At 64.3% G+C, this 10,787-nt stretch carries 11 protein-coding genes and 1 pseudogene; 3 read left to right on the top strand and 9 right to left on the bottom strand.

Annotated elements, in window-relative coordinates; genetic code table 11:
- A pseudogene (locus MOV74_RS19655) lies at window positions 1-1,243 on the bottom strand (indolepyruvate ferredoxin oxidoreductase family protein); the annotation flags it as partial.
- Between the two features lie 163 nt (window positions 1,244-1,406).
- Here MOV74_RS19655 and MOV74_RS19650 point away from each other — a divergent pair.
- The 3 genes from MOV74_RS19650 (at window position 1,407) to MOV74_RS19640 (ending at window position 5,061) form a co-directional block, all read left to right on the top strand.
- Window positions 1,407-2,360 carry a hypothetical protein gene (locus tag MOV74_RS19650; RefSeq protein ID WP_246925794.1) on the top strand — a complete coding sequence of 318 codons (954 nt, stop codon included), beginning with the start codon at window positions 1,407-1,409 and terminating at the stop codon, window positions 2,358-2,360.
- Window positions 2,361-2,684: 324 nt separating this feature from the next.
- Entirely contained in the window at window positions 2,685-3,383 is a 699-nt protein-coding gene (locus MOV74_RS19645; protein WP_246925793.1) for a cysteine hydrolase family protein, read from the top strand.
- Between the two features lie 10 nt (window positions 3,384-3,393).
- Complete coding sequence (locus MOV74_RS19640; RefSeq protein WP_246925792.1) at window positions 3,394-5,061, top strand: regulator; 1,668 nt, start codon at window positions 3,394-3,396, stop codon at window positions 5,059-5,061.
- 69 nt (window positions 5,062-5,130) lie between these two features.
- Here MOV74_RS19640 and MOV74_RS19635 read toward each other — a convergent pair whose 3' ends face one another.
- The 8 genes from MOV74_RS19635 to soxX form a co-directional block, all read right to left on the bottom strand.
- Complete coding sequence (locus MOV74_RS19635; protein ID WP_246925791.1) at window positions 5,131-5,427, bottom strand: hypothetical protein; 297 nt, start codon at window positions 5,425-5,427, stop codon at window positions 5,131-5,133.
- 97 nt (window positions 5,428-5,524) lie between these two features.
- Window positions 5,525-6,364: a carbohydrate ABC transporter permease gene (locus MOV74_RS19630; protein ID WP_249796790.1), complete on the bottom strand. Its 840-nt coding sequence runs from the start codon at window positions 6,362-6,364 to the stop codon at window positions 5,525-5,527.
- Complete coding sequence (locus MOV74_RS19625) at window positions 6,361-7,299, bottom strand: carbohydrate ABC transporter permease (RefSeq protein WP_246925789.1); 939 nt, start codon at window positions 7,297-7,299, stop codon at window positions 6,361-6,363. The genes MOV74_RS19630 and MOV74_RS19625 overlap by 4 nt, the downstream gene beginning before the upstream one ends.
- Window positions 7,296-8,621: a sugar ABC transporter substrate-binding protein gene (locus MOV74_RS19620; protein WP_246925787.1), complete on the bottom strand. Its 1,326-nt coding sequence runs from the start codon at window positions 8,619-8,621 to the stop codon at window positions 7,296-7,298. The genes MOV74_RS19625 and MOV74_RS19620 overlap by 4 nt, the downstream gene beginning before the upstream one ends.
- A 78-nt stretch (window positions 8,622-8,699) precedes the next feature.
- Window positions 8,700-9,479 carry a sulfur oxidation c-type cytochrome SoxA gene (gene soxA, locus MOV74_RS19615; RefSeq protein ID WP_246925785.1) on the bottom strand — a complete coding sequence of 260 codons (780 nt, stop codon included), beginning with the start codon at window positions 9,477-9,479 and terminating at the stop codon, window positions 8,700-8,702.
- The gene (soxZ, locus tag MOV74_RS19610; protein WP_246925784.1) at window positions 9,476-9,793 is read right to left on the bottom strand and encodes a thiosulfate oxidation carrier complex protein SoxZ; all 318 of its coding nucleotides are present in this window, start codon (window positions 9,791-9,793) and stop codon (window positions 9,476-9,478) included. Before soxZ ends, soxA begins: the two co-directional genes overlap by 4 nt.
- Window positions 9,793-10,260, bottom strand: coding sequence for a SoxY-related AACIE arm protein (locus MOV74_RS19605; RefSeq protein ID WP_246925783.1), 468 nt, complete (start codon window positions 10,258-10,260; stop codon window positions 9,793-9,795). Before MOV74_RS19605 ends, soxZ begins: the two co-directional genes overlap by 1 nt.
- An 8-nt stretch (window positions 10,261-10,268) precedes the next feature.
- Window positions 10,269-10,715 carry a sulfur oxidation c-type cytochrome SoxX gene (soxX, locus tag MOV74_RS19600; RefSeq protein ID WP_246925782.1) on the bottom strand — a complete coding sequence of 149 codons (447 nt, stop codon included), beginning with the start codon at window positions 10,713-10,715 and terminating at the stop codon, window positions 10,269-10,271.
- Window positions 10,716-10,787: the final 72 nt, after the last annotated feature.

Genomic DNA, 10,787 nt, shown 5'->3' with positions numbered 1-10,787 from the left:
AGGCCTCGAGCCGGGCGAGGCGCTGCTCCAGCACCGGGCTGTGATGGCCGAGCTTGCGCAGCCGTGCGACGAGGGCGGAGGCAACAATCGTCGGCGTCAGCTCGCCCTCGCTCGGCAGCAGCGGCGCGCCACTCTCGTCGCGCTTGCCAGTGACGGTCGGGCGCCTGGATGCATCGATATTGTAGAGGATGCGCATCAGCTGGTCTTCGATGAAGCCGCGCTTCTCCTCGACCACCAGCACGTCCTGAAGACCCTCGGCGAAACGTTTCGCGCCGCTTTCCTCCAGCGGCCAGGTCAGCGCGACTTTGTAGATGCGAAGGCCGAGATCCTGCGCGTCCTTGTCGGTGATCCCCAAGTCGGCCAATGCCTGGCGCAGATCGAGATAGGCCTTGCCGGTCGCGACGATGCCGAGGCGCGCCGGTTTGGAATCGAGCACGATGCGGTCGAGCTGGTTGGCGCGGGCGAAGGCCTGCACCGCCTCCATCTTGGGACCGAACAGGCGCCTCTCGGCGTCCAGTGGCGGATCCGGCCAACGGATGTTCAGGCCGCCGGGCGGCATCTCGAAATCATCGGGCAGCCTGATCCGGATGCGCTCGGGATCGCTGTCGATCGAGGCGGAGCTTTCGACGGTCTCGCTGATCGCCTTGAAGCCGACCCAGCAGCCGGAGAAGCGCGACAGCGCGAAGCCGTAGAGGCCGAGGTCGAGATAATCCTGGAGCGTCGCCGGATTGATCACGGGGATCAGCGACGCCGCGAACACCTGCTCGCTCTGATGCGCCAGCGTCGAGGACTGGCAGCCGTGGTCGTCGCCGGCCAGCGCCAGCACGCCCCCATTCCGCGAGGTGCCGGCCGCATTGGCGTGCTTGAGCGCATCGACAGAGCGGTCGACGCCGGGGCCCTTGCCGTACCAGATGCCGAACACGCCATCGACCTTGGCGCCGGGAAACAGGCCGACCTGCTGGCTGCCCCATACGGCGGTCGCCGCAAGGTCCTCGTTCAGTCCGGGGACGAAGGCGATGTCGTGCTGCTGAAGGTGCGACTTCGCGCGCCACAGCGCGTGGTCGTACATGCCGAGCGGGGAACCGCGATAGCCCGAGATGAAGCCGCCGGTGTTGAGCCCCTGAAGCCGGTCTCGTTCGCGCTGCAACATGGGCAGGCGGACCAGGGCCTGCGTGCCGGATAGGAAGATCCGCTTCGATTCGAGCCGGTATTTGTCGTCCAGCTCGACCTGCAACAGCGTCATTTCGGAAGTCCTCGTCTCGATTCGGCGTGGGGTTTGCGCTGCGGGAGGGATTGGCGGCTGCGCGACGCGAATTGTGACAGTCAAGAGCATGGGCCAGCGAAGTCAATATCGCTGGCCGCATCCGTGGCGCTCCTGCTAGTCATGGCTTCCAGTGGAGAGCACCATGACTGCAAACGCATTCGACACCGAGATCACGGAAACGGCCGAAGCGCTGATCGGCCCGTGGCGTCGGCCGCGACAGATGCTGCAAGCGCAAACTTACGACGCGCACGCCTCGATCCATGACGATGCCACCGCACAGAAGCTCGGTTTCAAGGGCGGCACCATCGAGGGGCCGACCCATTTCAGCCAGTTCGCGCCGCTCGGCGAACGGCTATGGGGACGAGCCTGGCTCGAGACGGGATGCCTCTCCGCGCATTACCGCAGCGTCTGCTACGAAGGCGAGGAGGTGCAGGCCATCCTGTCAAAGCCGTTGTCCGCTACGCGCCAGTGCCAGATCCAGATGGTCAAGCGCGACGGCACGGAGGTGCTGCGCGGCACCGCCTCGGTCGGCGAGCCGCACGCAGCGACCGCGCTCGAAGCGCGTCTTGCCGAGCTCAAGCCGCTCGCCGATCCCGTGATCCTGCGTGACGTCAAAGTGGCGCAGACCAGCAGGCGCCAGACCGTGCGAATGGCGTTCGACCAGATCATGGGCGACCTCTATCCGTTCTCTCTCCGGCAGAAGCTCGCCGTGATTACCGAAGGCTCGTCATACTATTCCGGCGCCGACAATCCCTGGGGTAGACCGATCATTCCGATGGAGATGCTGAGCGTGCTGTTCCAGTACCGCTCCAAGGATGATCCGCTGCCGGCAAAGGGACCGGCGGTCGGCCTGTTCGCCGATCAGGAAATCACGCTGGTGAAGGGGCCGCTCTTCGTCGACGAGGACTACGAGGTCGAGCGCGAGGTGGTCGCGCTCTCCGGCAGCCGCCGCACCGAAAGCGCCTGGGCCAAGACGCGCGTGTTCGACAAGACGGGCACGATGGTGGCGACCATGCTGCTGAACATGGCGACGCTGAAGGACTCTTATGCCCCGTATGAGGAAGAGCATCGGCGGCTGTATGGGGCGGGGCGGTAGCACCACACTCTGCCGTCATTCCGGGGCGCGCGTAGCGCGAGCCCGGAATCCATTTCACCTCACGTTCTGCGGCCCGATGGATTTCCGGGTCCGACGCTTACGCGTCGTCCCGGAATGACGGTGGAGGGAGTGTCGACGTCCGCCCATCCTTTGAGCAGATGCACGTCGCAAAGCCGTCGCACAGGGAATAAGCAGGTGTCGATCGCCGACGTAACCTTCTGAGCACGCAGCGAATTCCCTCGCCACTCCCGCTCCATCGCAATTGTACACAATGGCACGGCGCTTGCAGAACTCCTGGCGCAGTTCTCGCGAGGGGCGGGCGTCATGCTGAGTTCAAGCAAGCCGACATTGGGCGTCATCAGCGCCGAGCCTGAGCCGATCCAGCTCGACTGGCCCGCCACCGCGCTTCTGATCATCGACATGCAGCGCGACTTCATGGAGCCCGGCGGCTTCGGCGAGACGCTCGGCAACGACGTCAGCCAGCTCGCGCGCGCGGTGAAGCCGATCGGCGTGGTGCTGAAAGCGGCGCGCGACACCGGCATGCTGGTGATCCACACCCGCGAGGGCCATCTGCCCGATCTCTCCGATGCGCCCCCAGCGAAAGTCGAACGCGGCGCGCCGAGCCTTCGCATCGGCGATCCCGGCCCGATGGGCCGCATTCTCATTCGCGGCGAGGCGGGCCACGACATCATTCCCGAGCTCTATCCGCTCGACAGCGAGGTCGTGATCGACAAGCCCGGCAAGGGCGCTTTCTACGCCACCGAGCTTACCGACGTGCTGGAGAAATACGGCATCGAAAATCTGCTGGTGTGCGGCGTCACCACCGAAGTGTGCGTCAACACCACGGTGCGCGAGGCCAATGACCGCGGCTACCGCTGCGTCGTCATCTCCGACGGCTGCGCGTCCTACTTCCCCGAGTTTCACGAGATGGGCCTGAAGATGATCAAGGCCCAGGGCGGCATCTTCGGCTGGGTCACGGATTCAGCCGCAGTTCTGGAGGCAATGAAGGTTTCGACCACATAGGGGTATTGTCATGAGCACATTGACGGGGATGACTGGCAAGTCTGAGATCACGACGTCCGAGTTCAAGCCGGCACTATGGACATCGGGCGACTGGAATGCGTTTTTCGGCTTCGGCACCAACATCCTCGTCAACATGCTGGTGCTCACGGGCCTCCTGCGCTTCGTTCTGAAGATGCCGGACAGTCTGGTGTTCGGCCGCATCCTGCCCGCGCTTGGGCTGATGATGTGCCTCTCCACCTTCTACTATGCGTATCTCGCCTATCGGCTGGCCCAGAAGACCGGCCGCAACGATGTCTGCGCGCTGCCCTCAGGCGTCAGCGTGCCGCACATGTTCATCGTCACCTTCGTCATCATGCTGCCGATCACGTTGAAGACCGGTGACCCGCTCAAGGGGTGGTCCGCGGGTCTGGTCTGGGTGTTCTTCCAGAGTTTCATCCTCATGATCGGTGGCTTCATCGCGCCGTTCATCCGCAGGATCACGCCGCGCGCGGCGCTGCTCGGAACGCTTGCCGGCGTCTCCGTCACCTTCATCTCGATGCGGCCTGCGTTAGAGATGTATATGACGCCGCAGATTGGTCTGGTCTGCTTCGCCATCATCCTGGTGAGCTGGTTCGGCGGCGTGAAATATCCGCGCGGCATTCCCGCCGGCCTCGTCGCCATCGCCGTCGGCATGATCATCGCTTGGGGCTCAAACCTGTTCGGGCTCGGCCTTGGCGGCTTGAGCCTCACAGGCGTCGGCGCAGCGTTTGCCAATTTCGGCTTCTCGGTGCCGCTTCCCGCCGTGGGCTACGTCTTCTCCGGCTTCGAATTTCTCGGCATCATTCTCGTCACCGCCATTCCGTTCGGCATCTACGACCTCGTCGAAGCCATGGACAATGTCGAGAGCGCGGAAGCCGCCGGCGACGAATATCCGACCACGCGGGTGCTGACGGCCGACGGGGTCGTCAGCCTGATTGGCTGCCTGATGGGCAATCCCTTCATCAACGCCGTCTATATCGGGCATCCCGGCTGGAAGGCGATGGGCGGCCGCATCGGCTACTCGGCCGCAACCGGCATCATGGTGATCGTGCTGGCCTGGTTCGGCATCATCTCGGTGCTGCTGGCGCTCGTGCCGGTGGTCGCGATCTCGCCGATTTTGCTCTACATCGGCATGCTCATCGGCGCGCAGGCGTTCCAGACCACGCCGGTCAAGCACGCGCCCGCGATCGTGCTGGCGCTGACGCCGCATCTGGCCGCCTGGGCCAAGCTGCAGATCGACACGATGCTCGGCTCGACCATGAATGCGGCGGCAACCGTCGGCGGCATGGCCGCCGACAAGGCCGATGCGGTGAAGGCTGCCGCGATCGCCGCGCTGCCGCAGCAGGGCGTGTTCTACCACGGGCTGGAGGTGATGGGCGGCGGCTCCATCCTCGGTGGCCTCATCCTGGGGGCGATCGGTGTCTTCATCATCGAGCGCGACTTCGAGAAGGCATCGGGCTTCGCGCTTGTCGGTGCAGTCCTGACCTATTTTGGCTTCATGCACGGCGAGGCGGTCGGCATCGGCGGCGGATTTGGCGTCACGCCCGCCGTCGCGCTGGCCTACGCCGCGATGGCCGCTGGCTTGTTCGCCGCCAGCAAGCTTGGCGCCAGCGCACCCTATGCCGCGCATCCAGAGATGCACGCCGCGCCGGCGGAGTAGACCTGGGGCAACAAGAATCTGCGGCCGGACGGCATCGCGTCGTCCGGCGCACTCTACCCCTACCGACACTTACGCTCTGGATTCCATACTTACCAGAACGTCCCCGGCGATGATCTCGGGGTCTCCAAGATTGAGGTCGGGCAGGCTTGCCTGAACGAAACCCAGCACTTTGTCGTTCGCCGCGTTGGCGGTCTCGCGGTCCTCGAATATCATCACGGCGACGCCGACGCCGTCGCCTCCGTCCAGCACGTAATAGGATCTGAAGCCGGGCGATTCCCTCAGGATGTGACCGATGCCGCTCTTGGCACGGCGAGCCGCGTCCGCAACCGAGCGAACCTTGGTGTACTTTCGAACGAACATGTACATCAGGGCACCTATGCGTCTCAGTCCCTGCCACACGCATCAAAGCACATCAGGACGGTGCCGGACAGGCTCTTCGGGCGGACGACTCCCGTCGCGTAATTTAGCCGCCCTTGACGGCTCCCGCCGTCAGCCCGGCGACGATCTGCCGCTGCGCCAGCACTGTCAGCAGCAGCACCGGGAAGGTGACGATCAGCGCGGCGGCGGCGAGCGGTCCCCAGCTCAACTGGTCGAACGAAATCATGTTGTAGACGGCGACTGGCAGGGTTCGGGTCTCGCGCCCGGCCAGAACGATGCCGAACACAAAGTTGTTCCAGGAGAAGATCACGGCCAGGATGAAGGCGACCGCGATGCCCGGCCGCGCGATCGGCAGCGCGACATGGCGGAACACCTGCCAGCGGCCGGCGCCGTCGATCAGGGCGGCTTCCTCCAGTTCCATCGGAGTCGTCTCGAAATAGCCGATCATGATCCAGATCACGATCGGCACCGTCACGACGAGGTGGATGATGATCTGCGGTACCAGCGTGCCGAGCAATCCCAGCCACTGAAACAGCAGGAACAGCGGGATCAGGTAGGACAGGCCCGGCGTGATGCGGGCGATCAGGATCACGATCGCGGATTTATGCGCGGCCATGCGCGCGATGCCGTAGCCGGCGGGGACGCCGACGATCAACGCCAGCGCGGTGGCGCTGCCTGTCACGATCAGGCTGTTGACGAAATAGGTCAGAAAGCGGTTGGAGGCGAGGACGTCGGCATAGTTCTTCCAGGCGATACGATCGGGGATGAACACCGGCGGATAGGCCGCGTTGTCGACCTCGAACTTGAGCGACAGCGATGCCATCCAGAGGAAGAACAGGATGGCCGGCGACACGATGACGAACACCGAAAGCCAGAGGCCGATCTGGCCGACGATCTGACGTAGGTTGATTTGACTTGAGGTCATGCGCCGCTCGCGATCTCGGTCCACAGCATGCGCTGGCGGGCGTAGAGCATCACTGCCGCGAGCAGGACGATCAGCAGGAAGAACACCACCGCGATCGCCGAGCCGTAGCCGAGATCGTAATAGGTGAAGGCGACGCTGTAGAGATAGATGTTGATCGTCTCCGACGCCGAGCCCGGTCCGCCTTGCGTGATCGCGAAGATGATGTCGAAGCTTTTCACGGCGTCGATCATGCGGATCATGCCGGCGATGAACAGGAACGGCATGATCAGCGGCAGGGTGATGAAACGGAACACCTGCCAGAAGCTGGCGCCGTCGATCTGCGCGCTCTCATAGGGCTCGGTCGGGATCGCGGCGAGGCCCCCGAGCACGATCAGCATGACCAGCGGCGTCCATTGCCAGGTCTCGACCAGCACCAGCGAGGGAATGACGGTGGCAGGGTGGAAGACCCAGAGCTGCGCGGGGATCCCGACCAGCGACAGCAGATAGTTGAGCACGCCGAGCTGCGGATGGAACATCATGGTCCAGACCAGCGCGATCGCCACCGGCGTCGCCATCATCGGCAAGATGAAAATACCGCGCAGAAAACCGCGGCCGGGAAATTTCTGGTGAAACACCACGGCAGCGAGCGTGCCGAGCGCCAGCGGCAGCACCACCGACAGCACGGTGTAGACCATGGTGTGGCCGACTGCCTCGAGGAAGCGGGGATCGCTCGTCAGCCGCAGATAGTTGGAGAACCCGACGAAGGTCGTCGCCGAGCCGACCTTCCACTCGTTCAGGCTCATCCAGATGGTGAAGACCCACGGGAAGATGATGATGGCGAGCACGACGACCAGCGCCGGCACCACGAACGGCCAGTAGGACGGTGGCCGCAAGGCCTTCTCCGGCGCGGCATCGGACCGTGCCGCGGCCGGAGTCGATTGTGTCAACGTGCTCACGCCTTTTCGCTGCGCTCCAGGATCGGCCGGTACTGTTCGTGCGCCTTCTTCAGCTCGGTCGCGGGATCGGCGCCCGACAGTGTCGAGGTCAGCGCGGCGCCGACGAGATCGCGGAATTCGGCGACCGGGATGACGACGGGAAGGCCCAGCTTGCTGATCTTGGCGGAATCGATCACCGATTGCAGCCATTCCTTGGGCATCTTCACGCCGCTCTGGACCTCCGCATCGTTCAGGATCGAGTTGCGGAACGGTACGCCGCCGCCGGACTGCAACAGCCGCGCGCCCTGCTGCTTCGAGACCGCCCATTGGCACAGCAGATAGGCGGCTTCCTTGTTCTTGCTCGCGGCGGCAATGCCGATGCCGTCGCCATAGGTCGCCGAATATTGCCCCTTCGGTCCTGCCGGCACGACGGTATATCCGACCTTGCCGACCACGCGCGAGGCGGCGGGATCCTCCAGCGGCGGCGCCCAGCCGACGCCGTCGATCCACATCGCGGAGCGGCCTTGCGTGAACGAGGCCATCGATTCCATCCAGTTGAAGCCGGCGACCCCGGGCGGGGCCACCTTCGTCAGCAGCGTCTGATAGAGTTTTGTCGCCGCGACGGCTTCCGGACCATCCGTGAGGATGTTGCCCTTGGCGTCCAGGAATTCGCCGCCATAGTTGAGGAAGAAGTTGGTCCACAACGTCATGTTGGCGTTGCGCAAGCCCCGCCCGACGAAGCCGTAGGTGCCGTCCTTGGCGTCGGTGAGCTTCTCGGCCGCGGCGACCATCTCGTCCAGCGTCTTGGGGACAGCGACGCCCTTCTTCTGGAACAGCTCCTTGTTGTAGTAGAGGATGAAATAATCGACCGACCAGGGCAGCGACAGCATCTGGCCCTTGTCGTTCTTGGCGTATTGCAGGCCTGCGGCCGAGAAATCGCTCTCGACGAGATCGGGCGCAGTCAGCGCCGGATCCTTCATGAAGGGCGTCATGTCGGCGAGCCAGCCGGCTTTCTCGAACTGCCGCTTCTGCACGTGATAGCTGAGATGGACGACGTCGAAGCTCGGCCGGCCCGAGGTGAGCTCGATCACGACCTTCTGGCGCTGCTGCTGCTCGGGAATCTGCTCGGATTCGACCTGGATGCCAGTGAGATCCGTGAACTCCTTGATGTTCTTTTGCAGGTTGTCGCCGCGCGGGCCTTTGGCGAGGATCACCTCCAGCTTGGTCCCGGCGTATTTCTTCCAGTTGACCTCGGCGCGCGCCGGCAAACCGGTCAGGCCGAGTGCGCCGGCCGCGGCGGTACCCGCTAGCAGCGTGCGGCGCGAGATGGTGTGGTTGGCCAATTGAGTCCCTCCCTCTGATTCATTTTCTTTGGGAGGATACTAGCGGCCGTTCCACGCCTGCCTAGCCCTAATCGACGATCAGGGCCGCACCGCCGGCGTCTCCATCGGCAGGCCGCGCGCCCGCGACATCAGATAGAGCTCGAGTGCGACCAGTTCGGGCGAGCCGTAATCATAGGCCTGTGCGCGGACGCCGCTCATGCAGCTGCGCAGCCGCCGTTCCAGCGATCCCAGCGTCTGCCATTCCAGCCGGTAGAGCGGATAGCCGGTCGGCTGTCCTTGCGTGACCGGCGCGCCCGCCAGGCGCTTGTCGAAATTGTCGTCGTGGCAATTGGTGCATGCGAGGTTGAGCTGACCCTCGCGCTGCATGAAGAGGTTGCGGCCGTGCTCCACGAAGGGTTTTGCCTGCGGATCGTCGCCTGCGGTGATCGCGGCACCGCGCGATTGGTGGGCGACGAAGGCGGACAGCGCCAGGAGATCGCGGCTCTCGTAAGGCAAAGGCGTAGCCTGTTGATGATTGGTGCGGCAGAGATTGATGCGCTGGTCGAGCGTGACCGGGCGCGCCAGCGCCTTGTCGATGGCGGGATAGCGCGCCGCGACGCCCTTCATGCTGGTGCGCCCATCGCCATGGCAATCCGCGCAGGCCTTTTCGGCATCGCCGGTCTTCTTTCCCCATAGCGCCTCGCCGTCCAGCACGAACAGCATGCCCGGATTGGCCGTGTCGTCATCCTGCATCGCGCGCGTGTCGGGCCCCATGAACGAATAGCCGGACCGGCGCGCATCGGGCGGGATTTCACCGGCGAGCAGGGCAGGGGCCGCGGCGAACAATGCCGCCGCTGTTATCGCGCGCCAAACGCTCATTCGACAATGATCGATGCCGATGCGGTGGACGAATAGCCGTTGTCGCCGATCCATTCGAATTCGAACTTGCCGCTCTCCTTGGCGACTGTGAAGAACGACAAATATGGATTGGCCGCAATCGCCGGAAACAGATCGGCGCGAAAGATCTCGGCGCCGTTGTAGCGGCAGGTAAAGCTCGTGATGATGTCGCGCGGCACGAGCTTGCCGTCCGCGGTGTGGCGGAAGCCGGTTTCCATGATGTGCGAGGTCAGCGTGCGGATCTCGATGACGTCGCCGCGTCTGGCCTTGGCGGGAACGTTGATGAGCGCCGGCATCAGTTCATCTCCTCGGTGCAGGCGGCCAGCGTCACGACGATTTCGGCGGCAACCTGCCAGAACGTGTCGTCGGAGAGACGGGCGATCGCCACCACCTTCTGGGTGTCGGCGAGCCGGATCCGGGTCGAGACCTGGGGGCGGCCGGAGGAGGGGCCGAGATAGAAATTCGCGATGTTCGGCTGCGGGTTCTTCTCGTTGAAGACGTGGATGCTCTTGACGTGGTCGTCGGCCGTCATCGCGCTTGCGACGCTCACCGTCATCGGCACCGTATTGCCGTTCTCGACCAGTGGCGGAATGTCGAGCTTCACCCTGCCGGTGCGAAGTTGTGCTTCGCCGACGACATTGCGGATCGCGTTATTGAGCATCGCGGGCGTGGCTTGAAGTGGACGCAGGGTGACGATCGGGATCGTCCCGGCGGCAGTGATGCCTCCGGCAAAGCTAAGGAATTGTCGTCGCGTGGTTGGCATGAGCAGTCCTAGTCGCGAAGTGTTGCAAGAAAAGCCACGATGTCCTCGATCTCCGCAGTCGACAATATCGGCTTGCCGGCGAAGTTACGTCCGACGCGCACGAAGCCGTCGTTGCGAAAATAAGACGGCATGATGGTCTGTGTGTTGAAGCGCGATGCATCGACCAGTCGAAGCCGCAACTGGCTCGCCGTCCATCGGTTCCCGGCGCCGGTGAGGTCGGGCGCGAGGTCTCCCTGGAATCGCGTCTCCGGAAAAGGCCCGGAATGGCAGAGGATGCAGGTCGTCGTGCGCGCCAGCACCAGTGTGCGCCCGCGGGCGGCATCGCCGGGCGATCCCGTGAGCGAGGCTGGAATGCCGTCGCCGACGATCTTGTAAGGCACGAGCTCGTTCGCGCTCGCGGCGCAGGCAAGGCTGGCGGCTATCAGCGCTGCGCTATGGACGGATGCTCTAGCCAAAGGTATCCGCCGTGATGGTTTCAAACCAGCGCTCCGCGTCGGCGGCCTCGCGCGCCCGCAGCTCGCGCGGCG

Origin of the sequence: Bradyrhizobium sp. SHOUNA76 (genome assembly GCF_023006445.1) — a bacterium.
GTDB lineage: Bacteria > Pseudomonadota > Alphaproteobacteria > Rhizobiales > Xanthobacteraceae > Bradyrhizobium.
The sequence above is the reverse complement of the archived record's forward strand: the minus strand, read 5'-3'. Positions and strand labels throughout refer to the sequence as shown.